This window comes from Alkalihalobacillus sp. MEB130 (genome assembly GCF_032335535.1).
GTDB lineage: Bacteria > Bacillota > Bacilli > Bacillales > Bacillaceae_D > Halalkalibacter.
Map to the genome: position 1 here is coordinate 1 of NZ_JAOANA010000037.1, position 21,989 is coordinate 21,989.

General features: G+C 38.4%; 18 protein-coding genes and 1 rRNA gene. 3 read left to right on the top strand and 16 right to left on the bottom strand.

Translation table 11 applies throughout. From position 1 onward, the window contains the following. The 5 genes from N0O92_RS22410 to N0O92_RS22430 form a co-directional block, all read right to left on the bottom strand. A 16S ribosomal RNA gene (locus tag N0O92_RS22410) occupies positions 1 to 64 on the bottom strand; the annotation flags it as partial. 393 nt (positions 65 to 457) lie between these two features. Beyond that, positions 458 to 1,360 (bottom strand): sulfurtransferase, encoded by a 903-nt coding sequence (locus N0O92_RS22415; RefSeq protein ID WP_315617157.1) that lies wholly within the window; start codon positions 1,358 to 1,360, stop codon positions 458 to 460. Positions 1,361 to 1,487: 127 nt separating this feature from the next. Further along, positions 1,488 to 2,672: a formate-dependent phosphoribosylglycinamide formyltransferase gene (gene purT / locus N0O92_RS22420; RefSeq protein WP_315617158.1), complete on the bottom strand. Its 1,185-nt coding sequence runs from the start codon at positions 2,670 to 2,672 to the stop codon at positions 1,488 to 1,490. 201 nt (positions 2,673 to 2,873) lie between these two features. Continuing rightward, positions 2,874 to 3,425 carry a choline uptake/conversion transcriptional regulator CudC gene (gene cudC / locus N0O92_RS22425; protein WP_315617159.1) on the bottom strand — a complete coding sequence of 184 codons (552 nt, stop codon included), beginning with the start codon at positions 3,423 to 3,425 and terminating at the stop codon, positions 2,874 to 2,876. A gap of 89 nt (positions 3,426 to 3,514) precedes the next feature. Beyond that, positions 3,515 to 4,807: an alkaline phosphatase gene (locus tag N0O92_RS22430; protein WP_315617160.1), complete on the bottom strand. Its 1,293-nt coding sequence runs from the start codon at positions 4,805 to 4,807 to the stop codon at positions 3,515 to 3,517. A 347-nt stretch (positions 4,808 to 5,154) separates the two neighbouring features. Here N0O92_RS22430 and N0O92_RS22435 point away from each other — a divergent pair, with 347 nt between their 5' ends. Then, positions 5,155 to 5,496 (top strand): hypothetical protein, encoded by a 342-nt coding sequence (locus N0O92_RS22435; protein WP_315617162.1) that lies wholly within the window; start codon positions 5,155 to 5,157, stop codon positions 5,494 to 5,496. Positions 5,497 to 5,558: 62 nt separating this feature from the next. On the opposite strand, the gene N0O92_RS22440 is transcribed toward N0O92_RS22435, so the two are convergent. From N0O92_RS22440 to N0O92_RS22450, 3 genes are read right to left on the bottom strand one after another with little or no spacing between them, the layout of a single operon-like run. Next, the gene (locus tag N0O92_RS22440; protein ID WP_315617164.1) at positions 5,559 to 6,638 is read right to left on the bottom strand and encodes an ABC transporter substrate-binding protein; all 1,080 of its coding nucleotides are present in this window, start codon (positions 6,636 to 6,638) and stop codon (positions 5,559 to 5,561) included. Positions 6,639 to 6,660: 22 nt separating this feature from the next. After that, complete coding sequence (locus tag N0O92_RS22445) at positions 6,661 to 7,527, bottom strand: ABC transporter permease (RefSeq protein WP_315617166.1); 867 nt, start codon at positions 7,525 to 7,527, stop codon at positions 6,661 to 6,663. Between the two features lie 5 nt (positions 7,528 to 7,532). Next, complete coding sequence (locus N0O92_RS22450; RefSeq protein ID WP_315617168.1) at positions 7,533 to 8,300, bottom strand: ABC transporter ATP-binding protein; 768 nt, start codon at positions 8,298 to 8,300, stop codon at positions 7,533 to 7,535. A 432-nt stretch (positions 8,301 to 8,732) separates the two neighbouring features. Between N0O92_RS22450 and ilvD the strand changes: the two genes are divergently transcribed. Then, a complete protein-coding gene (ilvD, locus tag N0O92_RS22455; RefSeq protein WP_315617170.1) occupies positions 8,733 to 10,424 on the top strand; it encodes a dihydroxy-acid dehydratase in 1,692 nt (563 codons plus the stop codon). A 69-nt stretch (positions 10,425 to 10,493) separates the two neighbouring features. Here the strand turns inward: ilvD and fumC are convergent, their stop codons facing one another. The 8 genes from fumC to N0O92_RS22495 all read right to left on the bottom strand — a co-directional run bounded on the left by fumC (position 10,494) and on the right by N0O92_RS22495 (position 20,488). Beyond that, positions 10,494 to 11,870 (bottom strand): class II fumarate hydratase, encoded by a 1,377-nt coding sequence (fumC, locus tag N0O92_RS22460; protein WP_315617172.1) that lies wholly within the window; start codon positions 11,868 to 11,870, stop codon positions 10,494 to 10,496. A 268-nt stretch (positions 11,871 to 12,138) separates the two neighbouring features. Continuing rightward, positions 12,139 to 13,143, bottom strand: a complete 1,005-nt coding sequence (locus tag N0O92_RS22465) for a LacI family DNA-binding transcriptional regulator (protein ID WP_315617174.1) — start codon at positions 13,141 to 13,143, stop codon at positions 12,139 to 12,141. A 119-nt stretch (positions 13,144 to 13,262) separates the two neighbouring features. After that, positions 13,263 to 13,883: a YesL family protein gene (locus N0O92_RS22470; protein ID WP_315617176.1), complete on the bottom strand. Its 621-nt coding sequence runs from the start codon at positions 13,881 to 13,883 to the stop codon at positions 13,263 to 13,265. A gap of 129 nt (positions 13,884 to 14,012) precedes the next feature. Then, positions 14,013 to 14,864, bottom strand: a complete 852-nt coding sequence (locus tag N0O92_RS22475) for a carbohydrate ABC transporter permease (protein ID WP_315617178.1) — start codon at positions 14,862 to 14,864, stop codon at positions 14,013 to 14,015. A 13-nt stretch (positions 14,865 to 14,877) separates the two neighbouring features. Continuing rightward, on the bottom strand, positions 14,878 to 15,768 hold the full coding sequence (locus N0O92_RS22480; protein ID WP_396334569.1) for a carbohydrate ABC transporter permease: 891 nt from the start codon (positions 15,766 to 15,768) through the stop codon (positions 14,878 to 14,880). A gap of 258 nt (positions 15,769 to 16,026) precedes the next feature. Next, positions 16,027 to 17,325, bottom strand: coding sequence for an ABC transporter substrate-binding protein (locus N0O92_RS22485; protein WP_315617182.1), 1,299 nt, complete (start codon positions 17,323 to 17,325; stop codon positions 16,027 to 16,029). Positions 17,326 to 17,669: 344 nt separating this feature from the next. Continuing rightward, a complete protein-coding gene (locus N0O92_RS22490; protein WP_315617184.1) occupies positions 17,670 to 19,013 on the bottom strand; it encodes a GH1 family beta-glucosidase in 1,344 nt (447 codons plus the stop codon). 290 nt (positions 19,014 to 19,303) lie between these two features. Next, positions 19,304 to 20,488 carry an MFS transporter gene (locus N0O92_RS22495; protein ID WP_315617186.1) on the bottom strand — a complete coding sequence of 395 codons (1,185 nt, stop codon included), beginning with the start codon at positions 20,486 to 20,488 and terminating at the stop codon, positions 19,304 to 19,306. 231 nt (positions 20,489 to 20,719) lie between these two features. On the opposite strand from N0O92_RS22495, the gene N0O92_RS22500 reads away from it, so the two are divergent. Further along, positions 20,720 to 21,367 (top strand): transcriptional regulator, encoded by a 648-nt coding sequence (locus N0O92_RS22500; protein ID WP_315617188.1) that lies wholly within the window; start codon positions 20,720 to 20,722, stop codon positions 21,365 to 21,367. Positions 21,368 to 21,989 lie beyond the last annotated feature (622 nt).

Consider the following 21,989-nt stretch of genomic DNA (forward strand, 5'->3'; position numbering starts at 1 on the left):
CGACTTGCATGTATTAGGCACGCCGCCAGCGTTCGTCCTGAGCCAGGATCAAACTCTCCATAAAAATGGTAAGCTGATTAGCTCAAAATGTATCGCTAACGATACTTCATCATTTTTAATAAAATGACGAGAAAAAATTAACGAGATATCATGTATCTCTTTTCGCTTGGCTTTTGTTCAGTTTTCAAAGAACTCGTTAGTCACTCAACGCGACTTTTAATAATTTACCACAAAACAAAAATCAATGCAACAACTTCTTAAACAAAAATTATGTTTGTTTTTGTAAAAAAGTGAGCTTTTGTGGCGACAAATAGTAATATATCACGATCAAAAAAACAAAGCAAGAGTTTTTAATAAATAAATCAACAAAATAACCTATCTATTGAAAGTATACCACTTCACCTCTATATTAAACCTATTTTCTTTTACTCAGAGTTTCATTACATCCACATTCGACTCACTTAACCGTCGGATTGGATATAGGTGTGTTAGGGTCGTTCCCCCACTCTTCCCACGAACCTTCATAAACTGAAATATTAGGATAGCCCATTAATCGCAAAGTGAAATACATATGTGAAGCGCGGTTTGCCTTTTGACAATAAACAATAATTTTTTTCTCTTTTGTAACCCCAGCCTCTTGTAGAATAGAAGAAATATCGCGATATGACTTAAATAAAGGAACATTTGTCTCATTTAAAACCTGATTCCATTCTACATTAACTGCTGTCGGAATATGCCCTCCCCGTTTAGCTAACACCTTCGTTCCGTTATACTCTTCTGGCGAACGTACATCTAATAGAATTACTCCATCTTTCCCTATCATAAGTTTAACCTGGTCTTTATGAACCATAAGTTCTTCTTGCACCGTCGAATCGAATTGCCCTCTTGGTTTAGCTACTTTCAGTTTCGTGATGTCTTTTTGGTCAGCTCTCCAAGCTCTGTATCCTCCATTAAGCAAGCGTACATCTTTATGACCGTAGTACTCTAATGCATAAAATAATCTCGCAGCTGATGTTTCTTTTCCATCGTCATAAACTACAATTGTATGCTCATTCCGTACTCCTAGCCGATTCATCACTTCTTCAAACGTTCGCTCTGAAACTAAGAAGCCCTGAATGGGATGGGTTTTATCTTCAAGTTCTCCCATATGTAAATGGGCCGCTGTTGGAATATGTCCATCTTCAAATCCTTCTGCTCTTACATCAATAATAAAAAGATCTCCTGTCTTCATCTGTTCCTCAACCCAATCCGTACTGACTAACAAATGATCATTCGGATATTCAAATTGTTCAGCAAAGCTGATTTCTCCTTTAGCAAAAATGATAGCAACAACAAAAAAAATCATTATGACTCTATTCAACTCACTCACCTCGCTCCTTTATATCATTATCCTATCCTGTTTATCATTTAATATTGAAGCAAATAAAAAAGATGATACAAAAAAGGTCTAAAACCTTTCTTGCATCATCTCATGTTCCAACTATGAATTATTTATTATGGTAGACGATCTTAATTTTCGAAGCAGCTTCACCAGCACGATCTAACGCAGCCTCTACTGTCTCAGCTGTACTTAATGCAACGGCCATTCTTCTTCCAACTTTTGTTTCAGGCTTTCCAAACACCCGAGCTTGCGTTTGCGGAACAGCTAAAGCCTCTTCTAGTCCAGCAATTTGATATTGGTCACTTTCTTCCCATGCTTTCACAGCATGGCTAGCTCCTGGTGAAAGAAGGTGAATGTCTGTAACCGGCAAACCAAGGATAGCTCGAACATGCAATGCAAATTCAGATAAATTTTGCGTCGCTAATGTTACTAAGCCTGTATCATGAGGTCTTGGTGATACTTCGCTAAAATAGACTTTGTCTTTAGTTAAAAACAATTCCACTCCAAAAAGGCCATATCCACCAAGTTCATCTGTAATTTTCTTTGCAATTTCCTGCGACTCCATTACCTGCTCTTCTGTCATTTGATGAGGTTGCCAAGACTGTATATAGTCTCCATCTTTTTGTACATGTCCAATTGGAGGACAGTAGGATGTACCAGAAACAGAACGTACCGTTAATAACGTAATCTCTGAATCAAATTTAATAAATTCTTCTACTATTACTCTTGTACTTTTCCCTCTAGCGCCTTCTATTGCCAAATTCCATGATGTTTCAACCTCTTCTTCACTACGGCAAACACTTTGCCCTTTTCCCGATGAACTCATAAGTGGTTTGATCACACAAGGCGTCCCTATCTTACTAACGGCTACCTTTAACTCTTCTAAAGAGTCAGCAAATTCATAACCAGCAGTTGGTAAACCAAGTTCCTCACTAGCTAACCTTCTAATTCCTTCACGGTCCATTGTTAATTTTGTCGCTCGAGCAGTAGGTACAACATTGAACCCTTCCTTCTCTAATTCTACAAGCACATCGGTTTGAATAGCTTCAACTTCTGGAACAATAAAGTCAGGTTTTTCTTCTTTAATCACAGATCGTAATTGCTCCGCATCTAGCATATTAACGACATGAAAACGATGGGCTACTTGCATCGCCGGAGCCCCTTCATAACGGTCGACAGCAATCGTTTCAATCCCTAATCGTTGCGCTTCAATAATTACTTCTTTTCCTAATTCTCCAGATCCAAGTAACATCATTTTTTTCGCTAGTTTTGACTTAGGTACTCCATACATAAAAATCGGCTCCCCCAACAAAAAATAATTTTCTATTAAACAATAACGTTATTATACTTACTTTTCTAATCTAAAACAACATTTTCACGAACGTTATTTTATATAAACCTAAAAACATTCGTTATTTTAAGTGTGGTTGAGATGAAAAACAGCCGGACTCTTATAAAAAGTCCGGCTTAGTATATACACTCATCTTGTTAATTAATTTTTCTGATCTTGCGGAAACATTTCAAAGAGCTTTCCACTATTCATAGCATCTACTAATTGTTTCAACCAATAGTAATAAGGTTTTGACGATTCTAATTGATCATACACTCCACGCGCCTCATCCTTCATTTCCTCTGCCACATCCGCATCGTCAAGAACTCCTTGTAAGTCTTTCTGCGCACGTTCAATCGCGTCTAAGTTGAGCGAGACTTCTCTTTCCCATTTTCGTGTGAAGAAATTGTTAAAGAAACGGAAGAAGTCTTTCTCCGCTACAAATGAATGTTTTCTACTTCCTCTTTGAAATGTTTTTTTGACAATATTATATTCTTGAAGTTTTTTCACACCTGTACTCATGCTCGGTTTGCTCATACCTAGTTCTTCCAACATTTCATCTAATGTCATTTCATCTTCAAAATACATCGTTCCATACAGTACTCCAACACTTCTCGTTACTCCATACAAATCCATTGTATCGGCAATTGCATCAACAACCATCATCTTGGCCTGGTCAATCTGTTCTTTTGCTTTGTCATCTGATTCATACATGATGTCCGTCCCCCGATCCCTAAATTCATCTACACTATATATTATCGGAACTACATGAAATGACAAGGGACTAGCAAAAATTCAGTCACTTAAAATGTAATTTCTAACGCTTCCGCTATTTTTTTCGGTAAATCCGTATTGTCTAAATGTCCCCTAAAGTTTTGTGAAGCTGGCCCATAAGCATAAATAGGAACATCCACACCCGAATGCACATGGGTATTCCACCCTACATATGCACGCTTACTAATAATATCATTCAACACTATTGCCACTTCTTTTTTCTTTGCCTTTTTTATTTCTTTTTCTTCTTTTTTTGTAAGGGTTATTCCTGAATATTGCTTCACTAACTCCTTAGCGTTACTTCGCCTTTTGTTTAGCATAGAAGCGATCTTATTACCTGTTGCCTTTGCTTCCTTAACCAGTTCAATGTTAGCAACATATTCATTATAGCCCCCAACAGACATCCCGCCCGTATCATGATCCCCTGCAATGACTACCAACGTCTTTTGATCTTGCCTAGCAAATTCAAGCACCTTATTAACCGCTTCTTCAAAAGCCTTGATTTCGTTCATAGCCCATACCGGATCATGAACATGGCCTGCCCGATCAATCTGCCCACTTTCTATCATGAGAAAAAAACCTTCCTCATTCTTTTCTAACACACGGAGCGCCTCTGTGGCCATTTCTGCTAAGCTCGGTTGGTCATCTGTTTGCAAATCAACCACTGGCGTTAATTCTTCCTCTGCAAACAAACCTAATACCCTCGTTCCTGTTTCCGAGTCATTTAGCAATTTTTTTCGGTTATCCATGTATCGATAGCCTTCAGACAACGCTATCTCAATTACATTCTCGTCCTCAGTTGATCGTGGAGTAAACCGACTCCTTCCACCTCCTAAGAGAACATCTACTTTGCCTACAAGTTGCTTTGCGATATCATATTCACTTTTTCTAGATTGAACATGCGCACCAAAAGCGGCAGGTGTTGCATCTGTGATGGAGACCGTTGTTACTAATCCCGTAGACTTTCCTGCTTCTTTTGATGCTTCTAGGATCGTTTTTAGCTCTTGTCCTTTTGGTGAGACACCTATCATTCTATTATTCGTTTTCACTCCCGTTGCCATTGCGGTTGCGGCTGCGGCTGAATCTGTCACCCAACTATTTGCTGAGTTCGTCTTCATCATCCCAACAAGCAGTGAATCAAAAGAAATGTTATCTCCTTTAAAAATACGATAATTGGTCGCATAACTAGTGGAAAATCCGTCCGGTATCATAAAAATGACATTCTCTACTTTTTCTTGATATTCAGCAAAACCCACACTCGTTTGAAAGAATGTGACGATTATAAGCACACTTATCCATTTTACAAACATCCTTCTCTGCATTATTGCATGTCCTCCACTTCATTTATCATTACTTCCATTGTTTGTTCAACATTAAGAAAATATGAGCTCTTTCCACAATAAACCAAAAAGAGATGTTGAACGAAGTTGTAATTTGTCTGTACAGCAAAGAACCTTGTCGAATGTTTGTTCGTAGTTATCCACTTTGCCCACAACCGCCTGTGGATAACTCCGTTAATGAATAGGCCTTTCTCCTCCCTATGTTTGGGCTTTTTCATCAATCAGAAAAAATAAGGCAGCTGCCCATTCCATAATTACCTATTTTCCATAGGCTAAAGTGATAATTAAATAATCATTCCACACACTTCACTTTGAGAGGAGAATGTTTTATGTATAGAAGCGATATTCAAGCACCTCATTATTACCAACCAACGGATACAAGGTTTGGTCCTGGTGTAATCGGTCCAGTAGGTGCTGGAATCTTAGGTGCTGGTTTAGGTTTCTTAGGGGGCCAACTAGTAGGTCCAGGATTCGGCACAGGTTACCCAGCTGGAGGCTTTGGTTTTCCTGGTGCTGGATTTGGCGGATATGGCTACCCTAGACCTCCAAGACCAGGATTCGGTCATCATGGATTTGGCCATCACCACGGATTTGGCCATCACCACGGATTTGGTCACCACCACGGATTTGGTGGACACGGCGGATTTGGGTATGGTCCACGCCCATATTAATGTAACGACAATAAAAAAGAAGATGGTGCGACATTCTTTTGCACCATCTTCTCTTTTGCTCTTTATTTTTCGGCTAATACTTCTTGTAAAAGTTCAAAGTTTGTATAGCTTTCAAAATCAGGAATTTGAGGAATATTGTCCATTTCCATCATAAAATTAGCAATTACTTCAGATCCTTCACGCATATCATCCGTTACTTCCATTGAATATATATTTCGGCTCATCACTTCAGCAACTTGTTCTCTCGTTAAGTTTTGAAGCTTTTCATCAAGAATATCAATCGCTTCTTCTCGATTGTCATTAATAAAGTCGGTTGCTCTTGATAATGCACGAAGTACGGCTTTCACCGTGTTCGGGTTCTCATCTAGAAACTGCTGTGTTACTTGAAATGTTGAATAGAATTGCATCCAATCGACATCGCCTTCTTTTTCCGGCAAGTTCGCTACACGTCCACTAAATAAAAACTCTGCTCCTTGATCTAAACCAATCGTAATCCAAGGCTCCCACGCAGCCATCATATCTATGTTTCCATTATCCAAAGCAGCAATTTGGTCGGTCGGGGACATATTAATGAAATTTACGGTATCCAAATCTACCCCTAATTCATCTGCCATATTTTGAACAGCAACGGAGACTCCAGCACCTTGAACCATACCAATGGTTGCCCCTTCAATATCCTTTGCACTCGTAATCTCAAAGTCTGGATGAGCAATAACCGCTTGCGTTCCCGAAACATTAGCCATTGGTGCAACAATGACATTGGGAACATCAATCGCACTTAATGAGATATTGGTAATCGTAGTTTCAAAGCTTAGTTGTGCATCCCCACTTGCAATTAACGGACCAATATCAGGACCGGATTGAACAATATGGTTTGTTACATTCAACCCTTCATCTTCAAAGAAGCCCATTTCATCTGCAATGATTTGTTGCGCCGATACTTGAGTATCAATAACTCCGTACATCGTTACATCCGTTACTTCCAATGCACCATCATCAGTACCCGCTTCTTGTATATCGTCATCCTCAGCTGTCCCTTCCGAACTTCCTGCTTCATTCGAGCATGCTGCCATCAGCAGGACTATACTAATAGCTAGAATGGACAGTAACCACTTTGCGTTTATTGTTTTGTATTTTATCATCGTATTTTCCCCTTTTACTTTTCTATTTTTGTACAGCATCATTCATCTGTGTTCCTTGTTTCCATCTAAATAGCCTTGATTCGACCAAGCTTAAAATAAATGCAAAAATAAAATATAACAAGCCAATTAACGCTGCTGCTAAAAACATATTAGCCATTTGGAAAAAGTTCCTTGAATCAATAATTAAATAGCCTAACCCCGAATACGATCCAATCATTTCTGCAACGACCATTGCCGAGAAAGAAATCGCTAATGTTACACGCATTCCAACAAAAATTGGCGGCAACGCTGAAGGAATAATAACCTTTGAGAACACTTGCCTTTGATTCGCACCTAACGCCATGGCGGAACGAATCAATGATGGATTTACGTTTCGAATTCCATCGACCGTATAGGCAATCATCGGGATAGCGGTAGAATACGTAATAAGAGTTAATTTTGACATCTCTCCAACTCCCATCCAAATTATAAAGATTGGAAGTAATGCAAAAGGAGGAATCGGTCCTATCATATTAATAAGTGGATCTAAGATGTTTTGAACTACTTTGAACTTCACAATCAGAAATGCTAAAATGACTGCAATCAGCACCCCTAAAACAAACCCTATTCCTAAACGCCATGCACTTGACCAAATGTGGCCAAATAATTCACCTCGTCCATGTAAATGAAGAGCTGCCTCAAACACGGCAACAGGTGTTGGCAAAAAGACTGGGTTAAACCATCCATTTACTAGATTTAACATCCCGATTACTTGCCACATTGCAAAAAAAACGATTACTGTAATAGCTCTACTTATCCTATCTTTATCCCACATTGAAAGTATTTTCGATTTTGGTGGAGAGAGCGTCTTCACACGAACAGAAGCCTTTGCATTTTCAATTGTAGCCATCTATCTCACATCCCTTCTGCTTTTGCAATAACAGCCGTTTCTTCTATTAAAACAGTCTCTAAATAGGAAACTAGTTCCCCAAATTCTTTATTTTTCACATCACGTGGACGTTTCATTTTTACTTCTTCATTTGCAACGACTAGTCCATCTTTCATTACAAGGATTCGATCAGCCAAATAAACTGCTTCAGAAATACTGTGAGTAATAAATAAAACCATTGTGCGTAGCTCCATCCAGATGGTTAGTAATTCACGACGCATCGTCTCACGTGTCAAAATATCCAAAGCTCCAAATGGTTCATCCATTAATAAAATTTCAGGCTCATTCGCTAACGCTCGTGCAATCCCTACTCGTTGCTGCATTCCACCCGATAGTTGACTTGGATATTGATCTCTCGCTGCAGATAAACCTACCAGTTTTAAATATTCATCTGCTTTTGCTAACGCTTCTTTCTTACTTAATCCTTGTAGCTGAGGGCCAAAAGCAATATTTTCAATAACGGTATGCCACGGGAACAAAGCATGCTCTTGAAAGACTACACCCCGTTCTTTAGCTGGACCATTTACTGATTGCCCGTTTACTAGAATCTCCCCTTCATCCGGTTTAATAAATCCAGCAATCATATTTAATAGAGTTGATTTTCCACATCCACTGTGTCCCAAGATACAAACAAACTCTTCTGGATTGATTTCAAAATCAACTCCGTGTAATACTTGTTTTTCTTCATACTTTGTACGGTACGTTTTGGAAACATTAGAGATTTTCAAGCTCACCATTCCCACCCCTTCATTTCATTGATTATCTATCACCTTTAAGGCTTCTCCATACGTTTGTCTTGTTCACATAATAAATTCATTACACTCGTAAGTCATTGTTCATATCGAACAAACAACATCCCCTTTTTTATTCAAAAAGACTAACTAAGTTTTTTAGACTTTTAACGGTAAAGCGTTTTCATTTTTAAATTGTTGTTTCAACCATTTGTTTTATGTGAAATGCCCCGATATGTAAGATTAACTTACAAACTACTTTGAGAAACACAACAAAAAATCTAATTTATCTGAATCTTCCCTGTGTGTTGTATAGTTTCATAGTTGAGACTTTATCTAACATCACTTTTTGCAACTCCAGTTTGACATGTATACTTTGAACCACCTTACGTTGATACTGTAATGATGAATTATATATAGAAAGGAAAAATGTAAATGACCGATAAACCAAACAAAGATTTGCGAATTCGTAGCATTGATATTAGCGAGGGAGAAAACCGTTCGCCAAACAGAGCCATGTTACGTGCAGTTGGATTTAGTGATGAAGACTTTCAAAAGCCGATGATTGGAATTGCTAGTACGTGGAGCGAAGTAACCCCTTGTAACGTGCATATCGATCAACTTGCTAAAAAAGCAAAAGAAGGCGCGAAGGACGGCGACGGTTCTCCATTGATTTTTAATACCATCACCGTTTCTGACGGGATATCGATGGGGCATGAAGGAATGCGCTACTCATTACCAAGTCGAGAAGTTATTGCTGATTCAATTGAAACAGTTGTTGGTGCTGAACGGCTTGACGGGGTTGTTGCTATAGGTGGCTGTGACAAAAATATGCCTGGTTGTATGATTGCGATTGGTCGAATGAATCTTCCTTCTGTTTTTGTTTATGGAGGTACGATTGCGCCTGGTAAATCAAAGGAAGGAAAAGACATAGACATTGTTTCTGTATTTGAAGCGGTAGGACAGTATCGTGCAGGAACGATTAAGCAGGAAGATTTAAAAGATATTGAATGTCACGCCTGTCCAGGTGCCGGTTCTTGTGGTGGAATGTATACTGCCAATACCATGGCTTCAGCAATTGAAGCAATGGGAATGAGTTTGCCAGGCAGTGCATCTAATCCAGCTGAAACATCGGAGAAGTTAACCGATTGCTATGATGCTGGTCAAGCTGTTGTTGAACTGTTACGTAAGGATATTTATCCAAAGGACATTATGACAAAAAAAGCGTTTGAAAATGCGATTACAGTTGTCATGGCACTAGGAGGATCAACGAATGCATTTCTTCATCTTTTAGCAATTGCCCACTCGGTCGATGTTGATTTATCACTTGATGATTTTGAGCGCATTCGCAAAAAAGTACCTCATTTAGCTGATCTAAAACCAAGTGGACGTTATGTAATGCATGACCTTCATTCGGTCGGTGGCGTGTCTGCTGTTATGAAATTACTTCTAGAAGCAGGGTTACTTCACGGAGATTGTTTAACCGTAACAGGGAAAACAATCGCTGAAAACCTAGCAGAACAAGATTCGTTAAAAGAAGGCCAAGTCATTATCCGTCCTCTCGATAACCCAATCCGTGAATCTGGTCCTCTTTTTGTGTTAAGAGGAAACTTAGCTCCCGACGGCGGGATTGCGAAAATGTCAGGTTTGAAAATTAAAAAGATTACAGGACCTGCTAAAGTATTTGATTCAGAGCCTGAAGCAACAAAAGCCGTATTGGAAGATGAAATAAAAGCAGGCGATATTGTTGTCATCCGTTACTCTGGACCAAAAGGCGGACCAGGTATGTCAGAAATGCTGTCAATTACAGCCATTATCGTAGGAAAAGGTTTAGGAGAAGAAGTTGGCTTAATAACAGACGGCCGCTTTTCTGGAGGAACACACGGCTTAGTCGTCGGCCACGTCTCACCAGAAGCACAAGTAGGCGGTCCTATAGCCCTTCTTAAAACAGGAGACATGGTCACAATTGATAGTGAGACACAAGAACTCTCTATGGATGTCTCAGAAGAAGAAATGACCAAACGACTGGCTGAATGGAAAGAGCCCCCGCTACGGTATTCAAGAGGAGTTCTTAATAAATATGCAAGACTGGTATCTTCTGCATCCAAAGGCGCTGTCACAGATTAAAGCATGAAAGAGGGGTCTGACCCTTACCCCCAGGGGGTAAGGGTCAGACCCCTCTCCAAGTTCCCTCTTTTATACCATTTTTTCCGGTCGTACGATTTCATCAAATTGTTGTTCGGTTAAGAAACCTGATTGAATGGCCGCTTCTTTTAATGTGATTCCTTCTTTATGAGCTAGCTTGGCGATAGATGCTGCTTTTTCATATCCGATATGTGGGTTCAATGCTGTGACAAGCATAAGAGATTGTTCTACCTTTTGTTGAATAACGTCTTTATTCGCTTCCAAACCAACGGCACACTTATCATTAAATGAAACAATAGAATCTGTTAGAAGTTGTACCGATTGCAAGAAGTTATAGATAATGACTGGCTTAAATACATTTAACTCGAAATTTCCCTGACTAGCCGCAAAACCAATTGAAGCATCATTGCCCATTACTTGACAGACGACCATCGTTAAGGCTTCACTCTGAGTCGGATTGACCTTTCCTGGCATAATGGAACTTCCCGGTTCATTCGCAGGAATCGTAATTTCACCTATACCAGATCTTGGTCCACTCGCTAACCACCTGACGTCATTGGCAATTTTCATCAAATCTGCCGCTAATGCCTTTAACGCTCCGTGTACATAAACAAGTTCGTCATGACTTGTTAAAGCATGAAATTTATTCTCCGCTGTAACAAAAGGTTTTTGAGTAGCCTCGCTGATCATCTCTGCAACTAGTTTTCCGAAGTCAGAATGCGCATTGATTCCCGTCCCTACAGCCGTTCCTCCAATGGCTAATTCACGTAATCTCTCCATGCTTTCTATTATCATTTGCTCAGCTTTCACAAGCATCCTATGCCATCCACTTATTTCTTGCCCCAACGTTACCGGCGTCGCATCTTGAAGATGGGTTCTCCCTATTTTCACGACATCTGAAAACTGCTCGGATTTTTTATCTAGCGTCTCCTTCAACTTTTCAATAGCAGGCAACAACTCATCTTCTACCTTAACGAGACTTGCTATATGCATAGCGGTAGGAAAGGTATCATTGGAACTTTGAGACATATTGACGTCATCATTTGGATGAACACGCTCATTTGATCCCTTTTCTTCCAGTAATTCATTTGCTTTATATGAAATGACTTCATTCACATTCATATTCGATTGCGTTCCACTTCCCGTTTGCCATACCTTCAAAGGAAAATGGTCATCATGTTTGCCTTCTATAATCTCATCAGCAGCAATTGCTATAACATCCGCCTTCTCCTTACTAAGATTACCAAGTTTATAGTTTACCCTTGCTGCGCTCTTTTTCAAGACTGCAAACGCACGAATGATCGCTAAAGGCATAAGCTCTATGCCAATTTTAAAATTTTCCGTACTTCGTTGCGTTTGTGCTCCCCACTTTTTACTAGCAGGTACAGCAATCTCTCCAATCGTGTCTTTCTCCGTTCGAAATTCCATATGCCCCTCCTATCCTCTTAGATATAGTAGCTTTATTCAACAGAAACATGATTATTCCATTCTTCAGCATGTATAGATAAAATTAAAAATACAATACATTATACAGTAGCACCCCAACAATAAAACATACACAAAGTATCGTTCCGACAGTAACCTTCATGATATCTCCCATGATCCTACCTCCACTAAACTCTGTTTGGTAGTAAACATTATGACCAGGGAGATAGTTTCGTATACTAAGAGAAAACATAAAAAAACGTGTAGACCATTATTTAATTGATCTACACGACTCTCTTTCTATTATATGAACAGGGATTTTCACAGACATACATTGTTTCGTCTTGTTATTAATTTGGTCAATGAGTAAATTAGCAGCGGTTTTCCCCATAAGTGCCGTATCTTGTCTAAGTGTTGTCAGGGCAGGTGTTGTATATTCAACCATTTTAATATCATCGAATCCAATTACAGAAATGTCTTCAGGGACGTTTAACCCATTTTTCTTTATCTCTGAAATCGCTCCTAACGCCATTAAATCCCCAGCCACATACACAGCCGTTGGCAATTCTTTTAATTTCAACAGTTGCCTCATAGCCTTTTGGCCACCTTCATAGTGGAAGAATCCACCGTCGACTATATAGTCATCGGGAACGTCTAAATTATATTTTCTCATCGCATTCAAGAAACCATTTAATCGTTGAACCGCGACATATAAATCCTTATGACCTGATATATGAGCAATCTTCTCGTGACCTAATGAATGAAGATACTCAACCGCCAAATGGCTACCATATTCATTATCGCTGTATACAACGCTTGACTCTCTACTTTCCAAATCTATTAAAACCGTAGGAATTTTGGACTTAATTAACTTTTCAATTTCTGGATCCCCATCTACTGAACAAAAAATTACGACTCCATCCACACCACGGTACTGAAAATGATCAATATAAGTTTTCGGATCATTCCCGATCTGATTTGATGCAAAGAGTAAATCATATCCGCTTTTTTCGGCTTTTTTACGGAAACTTTCAATAACCGCATTAAAAAAAGGATGCTCCATTCCATGTGTGTCTATAAAGACAACACCAATAGTCCACGATTTTTTCGTTGTTAACGTTCGAGCACTTGAACTTGGATAATAATCTAATTCTTCAACAGCTGCCAAAATTAGCTTCCTTGTCTTTTCACTCACATCACTATAATTATTTAACACTTTCGACACCGTCGTGATCGAAAAACCTGTTTTTTTAGCAATATCATAAATAGTTGCCATTTTTCTCCTCCTAGTTGGCCGAAAGCACTTTCGTCTATATTTTACTTAATTACTTTATCAAGTGTCAATGAGACAATTTATGGAAGTTCCACCCATCTTCAAGAAGCTTCCATTGACTTCTATTGCAGTTTCAGTTCTTTTGCCAATAGATACTTTTGAAAAACTGCATAATTAATACTCATTAAAATATAAGCAAAAACACTCACACCAATCACGAGGAAGACATTCGGATAAAAAATGGCAATTAGTACATACGCAACTACCCACATTAATTGAAAAATAGCTCGTAACGGATTTAAGAATACTAGCCCTGCTGCTACTTTAATATATTTAAGTGTTGGATATTTAAAATGTGCCATAACTGAAAAAATATTAACAAATGTCATAACAACAATACTACTTACCCCTGCAATTAGTAGATAGATATATAATTGAATTCCTTCTGGATAAAAGTAAGAGACAAATGCAAAGTTTACATAAAGAACATAGAGAATAGGAATAAAGATTGCACCAAGAATATTAGAGCTAATGAATTCTGATTTATAGTTTTGGAAAAACGTCGCAAAGAGCGGGATGTCCTTTTCTCCTTTAATCCATTGTCTAACTACTGAGAAAAGAGCAACAGTAGCAGGCATAAAACCGAAAATCCCTAAACCGATAAGACAAAAAACAAACCATAGTACATTTAAAGCAATAAATTTATAAACGAATTCTGCAATTGCAAACACTTTTTGAGTCAAACTTACCACCTCGTTCACTGTGACTGGTCTACTGAAGACATAGTTGTTAATTGTATAAATAAATATACAGATTAGATAGTTATAGTTTACCTATCTAATCTGTATAATAACAAGACTTTATTTACTTTATTAGCTCTTAACCGCACCTTCAGATAAACTTGCAATAAATAATTTATTAAACGCTAAGAATACAAGAATGAGTGGAACGGTAGCCCAGAATGTACCAGACATGATCATTCCATAGTCCATTTGACGAGCATCGTTTAATGCACGTAACGCAACTTGCAACGTATGCATAGATGGATCACGCAATACAATAAGTGGCCATAAGAAGTCATTCCATACATGCATGAACACGATAATTCCTAATGTCGCAAAAGCCGGAAGAATCATTGGTACAACAACATTCCAATAAATTCGGAAATTTGAGCAGCCATCAATTCTTGCTGCTTCAATAATTTCAAAAGGTACCCCTTCTTTTATATATTGCCTCATCCAGAAAATACCAAATGCATTGATTAACCCTGGTACAATAATCGCTCTAAAGTCATTAAGCCATCCTAATGTTGTAATAATATAGTACTGCGGAATTAATCCAAGTTGTGGCGGAACCATCATGGTAATTAAGATCGCTCCGAATAAGATGCTTTTCCCTTTAAAGTCTAATTTAGCAAACGCATAACCTGCTAATGAACACAAGAACAATGTTCCGATCGTTACGGATGTAGCAACAATAAAAGAGTTTAACATGGCTCCAAAGAAATCAATACTTCCTAATACCTTTTGAAAGTTCTCAACTAAGTTCACACCTGGTGTAAACGGTGGGGGAACTTGGTTGATTTCTCTATTTAGCCGTGTAGCCATAACGAACATATAGTAAAAAGGAAAAAGCGAGATTAAAGCACCTCCGCCTAAGAACAAGTAGACGAAAAATTTATCAAATCGAAAACGTTTTTTTGTTTGATTGGTTTCCTTTGCCATAATGAACCTCCTCCTAACTCACTTTCTTAGAACGGCCAAGTCGGTTTGTAATTAACAAATTGATCGCCGTCATAGAAATGATGATTAAAAACAAGACAATTGCTGATGCAGAAGCCGTTCCGAATGAATTATATACGAACGCATCTCTCCATAAGTATGCTACGACTGTAATCCCTTCTTCACGTAATCCTCTACCTAGGAAAATTAACGGCTCAGTGAACAACTGGAAACTTCCAATCGTTGCTGTGAACACAACAAACATTACAATCGGTTTTAACATCGGTAAAGTAATCAGACGAATTTGTTGACTAACTGTAGCTCCGTCAATTTTGGCTGCTTCATAAAGCTCCTTAGGGATACTTTGCATACCCGCTAAGAAAATGATTGTATTGTAACCGACCCATCTCCAAAAGACCATTGATGCGATTGCAATTTTCACCGGCCAATATTCTTGATTCCAACGAATCGGATCAATGTCAAACAAGCTTAAAAAGTAGTTGGCAAAACCAAATGGCTGGTTATTAAAAACAACACCGAAGATAATGGCAACAGCAACAATCGATGTAATATAAGGTAAAAAGATAAATGTTCTAAACGTGTTACGAAACTTAATGAGTGTTGAATTTAATGCAAATGCTAACAAAATCCCAATAATAATTTGAGGAAGAGTTCCCATAATACCGATTACAAACGTATTCTTAATAGCTGAATAAAAAACAGGATCGGTAAAGATTAACTCAAAGTTTCTCCAACCGGTAAAAGTCATTGGCGATAAGCCATCCCAGCGGAAAAACGATAAATAAAAACTAAAGATCATTGGGAATAACCCAAATATCGCGTATAAAATAAAGAATGGAGAAATGAACAACAATGCGGCTAACGCCGTTTTCCTTTTTTCTGTCATTTTGGGCTTTTTAGCTGTCTCCAATGTGTAAACCCCCTTCAAATAAAGTAGCTCAAGTCGATGCTTTGCGATTGATACCTATATATTCTTGTTGATTTTCGAGAATGGCTTATCGTATTTCATTCTCAAATCAAGACATAAGCCATTCTCGAAAATGGCTATTTTTTTAGAGAAGATCAACAAGATTCTTTCAAAGTGAGAGGGTATGACTTCTTCTGTAAGAGGTCATACCCTCTTGTTTATAAACTGTTTATAAACTTATTGTCTTTCTAAAATTCTGCTGACACGCTCAAGAGCTTGTTCCCACTCTGTTTCTACATCACTACCTGCAGCAAGATTATCTAGAGCTTCTTTAAACTCATCATCAACTGGGTAGAAGTTTCTACCTTTGTAAACAGGCTCTACTTGTGTAGCAGCTTCACCGAATACCTGTGCTGTAGCAATTCCACCAAAGTACTCATCTGTATAGTCTTTGAAATCTGTTCTTTCATATACAGATGGTGCAGATGGGAATAATCCATATCCTAAGAATGCTTCTAATTGTTGTTCTGGAGCAGTTAACCACTCAATAAACTTATAAGCTTCTTCAGCATGCTCTGTTTCAGAAGGAACTGTTAGGAAAGATCCACCCCAGTTACCCGCGCCTTCTGGCATTGTTGTAATAGACCAAACACCTTGTTCTGGTTCGTTATCTTTAATAACCCCTTGCATCCAAGCTGGTGCTAACATAGTTGCATAAGAAGCATCGCCCATACCCGAGAACCATTCAGGAGTCCATAAAGGAATATCTCCAACTAGACCATCTTGTAATAATTCTGCCGTGTACGTAAAAGCATTTTTAATTTGATCATGCTCATCAACAATTAACTCATTATCAGCATTAAAATACTGTTGTGTAGCTTGGTCACGTCTGCTGTTAAAAACTAACTCAGCAGCATCTGTCATTAATGCGCCTGTATTTTCATGAATTTGTTCTGCAACCTCTCTATAATCATCCCAAGTTTGGATTAATTCTGAAACCGCTTCAGGAGAAGATTCAAATCCAGCTTCTTCAAATACGTCAGTACGGTAGAACATAACTGTAGGACCAATATCAGTTGGTAATCCGAATTGGATTGATCCATCTGCACTTTGTGCATCTCTCCATACCCACTCTAAGAAGTCACCTTCGACATCGCCTGCTCCATAATCATAGAGGTTTTCAAAAGCATCAGTAGCCGTTTTAAAACGCTCAATAGATCCAGTTTCAACCATTGCAATATCTGGAGCACCTGAACCAGCTGAAATGGATGTGAACAAGTTATCATGCAAATCATTCATGTCGCTGTTTTGTAAATTAATGGATACATGTGGATTGTCTTGAACATATTGTTCAATTAATACATCGTATCCTGTGTTACCAAACTCCCAAAATACTAATTCAACTTCGGCATCCTCACTACCAATTTGCTCTGAATCTCCTTCAGCTGGTGCTGCATCATCTTGACCGCCTCCACACGCTGCTAAAAGACCAAGAGAAAGAGCCGCTGCTGTTGTTAATTTAAAGAATTTCTTCATGAGAAATTCCCCCCCTTATCATGTTTGTTTTCATTTAAACTGTATTTAAGAAAAATAATAAATAGCTACTTGCTGGTTAGACGTTGTTCTCCCTCACCTCCTTTAAAGGAATAGGTCTTGGCGTCATGCTCTAGTCTGTTACGCTTCAACTTAACTATCCAAATTTTAAGTAGTTTTTTTGAAAATGATTAGTTAAAGCGCTTTCTTAATTTTTGTATGAAAACTGAGCCTATTACCTAGAATGGTACAAACTATATAGTTTAATTAATCCAAAGCGCTTTAGATATTCGCCTCGCATTCTCTCCAAAGCGCTAGAGATTAAGAGCAACCAACCTTATGCATTTTTAAACTTCAAAGAAATTGTTTTCGATTGTCTGTTTGTACCAATAATAGCTATCCTTTTTCGTACGTTCTAACGTTCTGTAGTTAACATGAACAATTCCAAATCGCATCGTGTACCCTTCAGCCCACTCAAAATTATCTAACAAAGACCAAGTTAAGTAGCCTTTAATATTAACTCCCGCTTGCATGCTTCTTTCAAGCGAAACTAAGTGCTGCTTTAAGTAATTCACACGTCCTGAGTCTTTTACTTCACCATTTACTGGTTCATCGTTGTAACATGACCCATTTTCCGTAATATAAATTGGAACTTGTCCATATTTTTCTGTAATATAGCAAAGAACGTTATAAAAGCCTTCAGGATAAATGTTCCAACCGATGTCTGTTTTTTGGTAGCCTGAATCTACTCGTTCATGGTCAAACAGTCCACTGCCTTTTGCATAACGTCCAACGCTACCTGTATAATAGTTGATTCCAAGGAAATCAATCGGCTGGCTTATGATCTCCATATCGCCTTCTTCAATTTTAGGTTCGGCCCCTTTTTCTTTGAACCAATCAACCATAAATTGTGGATATGATCCTTTAAATACTGGATCAAAGAACCACTCGATAAACCAAGCACTAGCGCGATTGCAAGCTTCAATATCTTCTTGCTTGTTGCTGTATGGCTCGTTCCACTCCACATTTGGTGCATACCCAATCTGACCTTCATAACCTAACTCTCTAAACTTACTAACTGCCTTCCCGTGTGCCACTAGGATATGGTGAGCCACATTCATAGCTAATTGCAAATCTTGATAACCAGGAGCATGAGCACCAATATAGTTAGAAAGATAAGAGGAACACCATGGCTCATTAAATGTAATCCATTTGTTGATTTTCCCATTAAATTCTTTAAACATTACTTCAGCGTACTGAACGAACGCATCAATCGTTTCTCTGTTGTCCCAGCCACCTTTATCTTGCAGTGCTTGAGGCAAATCCCAATGGTAAAGTGTGCACATTGGTTCAATCCCATTCTCAATCAATGTATCAACAAAACGATGGTAGAAATCTAATCCCTCTTGATTGACTTCTCCTGTTCCATTTGGGAAGATCCTCGGCCAAGCTACGGAAAAGCGATAATAATCAATGCCTAGTTCTTTCATAATTTGAATATCTTCTTCATAACGATGATAGCTATCACATGCTACGTCACCGTTGTCACCGTTTACTACTTTTCCTGGAGTTTTAGAAAACGTGTCCCAGATGGATGGTCCTCTTCCTCCTTCTTTTACTGCTCCTTCTATTTGATATGATGCAGTTGCCACGCCCCACTTCATATCTTTCGGAAATTGAATAATTGCCAAGTTGAAAACCCCTTTCAGTCTGTTAAACAAATTCTTCCTTCTTGCAACAATGCTCGCTTTTAAACTAGCCTTACGTGCGTTGATTTATACGAATGATCAATAATAGTTATTTTCATTTACTCTAAAGCGCTTTCGTTAGTAATAAAAAAATATAATAATTTCCATCTTTAATCATTTTTTAGTATCGTGTTAGTTAAAACAAAGAATGCGCTTACAAGTTCTAAACGTTTTATATAAAGCGCTTTCGAAATCATTATATAATTATGTTTTTTAAAAAGCAATACTTAATTTCAAATTTCCATTTTCTCTGTTTTCGCTCTTGTCGCTTTCTCTTTAAAAATAAACATGGTTCGATACAATAAAGTTAACAGTACACCTATGGCTGCAGATATCCCCAACAGAAAATAAAGGAATTTAATCGATAGAAACTCTATAATCATTCCCCCACCTAGTGAGCCAATCATGGCAGTAACCCCAAACAGGATCGTAAAAAATAACACATGCCCAGTTGCTAATAAGTGTTTAGGTAAAATCTTTGAGACATACTGAAACGCACTTAAAAACAGGATTCCAAATGTTACCCCATGAAGCAATTGCAATACTAAAAGCAATTGCGGATCAGAGATGACCGTCATGAAAAACCACCTAATGCTATACAAAGAACCTGCAATCATGATAAATGTTGTTTCATGAAATTTCTTAAACCAAAAAGCTCCAGTAGCTAATACGAGACATTCAGATGCTACACCAATGAATGTAGCTAAACCAATATAGGACTCGTTGCCACCTAGTTCTACTATATATAGCCCTAGATAATTATCATTCGTTCGATGAGTAATAAAGATAAACATAACAACTAACAAAAAGACAAATAACCTGGGTTCTAATCCCATTTTCACGGCATCAATGAGCGTCACTGGCTTATTCGTTTTTCTTCTTTCTGTAATGGAAAATGCAATAGCAAGAGTAACAAATAAACAAATAATAATCGCTAAGAAAATCTTATCAATCCCAATAATAGTAAACACATATCCTATGACAAGTGCCGTCACTCCAAACCCTAAAGAACCCCACATTCTGATAAAGCCAAACGAAACCTTTTCATCCTCTGATGTTTGCCTAGCAATACTATCACCTAAAGGGTTGACAGAGGAAATAAAAAAGAAAAAGAAGAAAAGAACGAGAAAAAATCCGATAAACGAGTCAACTTGAGCCAAGATGAAACTAATAGCAATGGCTCCTGTTAAACAGGCCACAATCGTTCGTTTCGTCGACCTATATTTATCACTTAAAAACCCCATAACAGGTTGCGAAATAATGGAGGCTATCGGACCAATCGCTAACAACCAGCCAATTTCCGTACCAGACAACCCATTTTCACGAAAGTAGATAGGCAAGAACGTCCCAAATATGGTCATGGTTGAATAACTAAAAAATAAAAACAACATTACCTTTGCAGAATTTTTCTTAAACAATATGAAAACATCACCTCATCACAAGGAACGAAAAACCAGATAACCGAAAGCGCTTTCGGTTTATGTTAGGATATCAGGAAATTTCTATTTTGTAAATACCTCAGCTCACTAGTATTATTTTTTGATTACTCTGGTTATTTATTGCTCACTGAATCATTTCAAATTATACTAGCTATAGAATAGCTAAATAGAAAGCACTCCGTACAAATTTTATTGGACTAGAGGTGAAAGATGTTGCAATTTGAGGAAAAATTAGAAGAATGGCTTCAATCAAATATCGCCGAGGAAAAGAATCCTCGAAGGCGTAAAATTTTAGAAAAAGGATTGGGGCATGGTACTATTGAATTTTTGCGCAAAATTTGGTTTCCTACTATCGGTAATTTTGATCATTTATACCCTGAATGGGAGGTTCGTGATTACAACAATCGATACCGTTATCTAGATTTGGCGTACAAACCTAACGGAGTGAAAGGCTGTATTGAAATTCAAGGATATGGCCCGCATGCAAGAGACCTTGATGTAAGACGGTTTAAAGATCTGTGCTGGAGGCATTCGCTATTAGCACTTGATGGGTGGACCATATTACCAATAGCATACTTATCTATTAAAGAAGAGCCGACACAATGCCAACAACTTATTCTAGCTTTTATCGGAAAATTCATTTCTAGTCATCCCCCATCTCATCTCCCATGGCTCGAAGCAGAAGTAGTGCGTCTAGCACGTCGTTTACTTCGTCCAATTACCCCGCTCGATGTCGCTACTCACCTACGAATCAGCTCTCGCCACTCAAGACGCATATTGCATAATCTTGTTGATTCACAAATCCTACTTATTGCTAGCGGAAAAGAACGTGTTCGCAGTTATAAACTTAGGTTATAACACTAACTATTCATTCCATCTATCCTGCCTCGCCTCTGCGGACACAGAAGACCCTATTACACAAACCGCTACCCTTTTTACTCTAGGCGGACTCAGTTGCTCCTATTCTCTCAAAACTTGGGGTAATCCTCTCTTTTTTGGCCCAATAGCGCACCCTCTGTCCTTTTACAGTCTACATCCCGGCTATTTTTTCAAATAGAGGAACCTGAGTCCTCTTAGTGTTTTTTTCCTATCCTGCCTCGCTTCTGCGGACACAGAAGACCTTATTTACACAAATCGCAGACCTTTTTACTCTAGGCGGACTCAGTTGCTCCTATTCTCTCAAAACTTGGTGTAATCCTCTCTTTTTTGGTCCAATAGCGCATCCTCTGTCCTTTTACAGTCTGCTTCCCGGCTATTTATTCAAATAGAGGAACCTGAGTCCTCTTAGTTTTTTTTCCTATCCTGCCTCGCCTCTGCGGACACAGAAGACCTTATTTACACAAATCGCTGCCTTTTTTACTCTAGGCGGACTCAGTTGCTCCTATTCTCTCAAAACTTGGGGTAATCCTCTCTTTTTTGGCCCAATAGCGCACCCTCTGTCCTTTTACAGTCTACATCCCGGCTATTTTTTCAAATAGAG

What these genes read in the sequence shown, in the direction of transcription:
- N0O92_RS22440 (WP_315617164.1), bottom strand. Translation starts at nt 6,638, where the DNA reads ATGATAAAATACAAAACAATAAACGCAAAGTGGTTACTGTCCATTCTA.
- N0O92_RS22480 (WP_396334569.1), bottom strand. Translation starts at nt 15,768, where the DNA reads ATGACAGAAAAAAGGAAAACGGCGTTAGCCGCATTGTTGTTCATTTCT.
- cudC (WP_315617159.1), bottom strand. Translation starts at nt 3,425, where the DNA reads ATGTATGAATCAGATGACAAAGCAAAAGAACAGATTGACCAGGCCAAG.
- purT (WP_315617158.1), bottom strand. Translation starts at nt 2,672, where the DNA reads ATGTATGGAGTACCTAAGTCAAAACTAGCGAAAAAAATGATGTTACTT.
- N0O92_RS22475 (WP_315617178.1), bottom strand. Translation starts at nt 14,864, where the DNA reads ATGGCAAAGGAAACCAATCAAACAAAAAAACGTTTTCGATTTGATAAA.
- fumC (WP_315617172.1), bottom strand. Translation starts at nt 11,870, where the DNA reads ATGGAATTTCGAACGGAGAAAGACACGATTGGAGAGATTGCTGTACCT.
- N0O92_RS22445 (WP_315617166.1), bottom strand. Translation starts at nt 7,527, where the DNA reads ATGGCTACAATTGAAAATGCAAAGGCTTCTGTTCGTGTGAAGACGCTC.
- N0O92_RS22500 (WP_315617188.1), top strand. Translation starts at nt 20,720, where the DNA reads ATGTTGCAATTTGAGGAAAAATTAGAAGAATGGCTTCAATCAAATATC.
- N0O92_RS22435 (WP_315617162.1), top strand. Translation starts at nt 5,155, where the DNA reads ATGTATAGAAGCGATATTCAAGCACCTCATTATTACCAACCAACGGAT.
- N0O92_RS22465 (WP_315617174.1), bottom strand. Translation starts at nt 13,143, where the DNA reads ATGGCAACTATTTATGATATTGCTAAAAAAACAGGTTTTTCGATCACG.
- N0O92_RS22485 (WP_315617182.1), bottom strand. Translation starts at nt 17,325, where the DNA reads ATGAAGAAATTCTTTAAATTAACAACAGCAGCGGCTCTTTCTCTTGGT.
- ilvD (WP_315617170.1), top strand. Translation starts at nt 8,733, where the DNA reads ATGACCGATAAACCAAACAAAGATTTGCGAATTCGTAGCATTGATATT.
- N0O92_RS22430 (WP_315617160.1), bottom strand. Translation starts at nt 4,807, where the DNA reads ATGCAGAGAAGGATGTTTGTAAAATGGATAAGTGTGCTTATAATCGTC.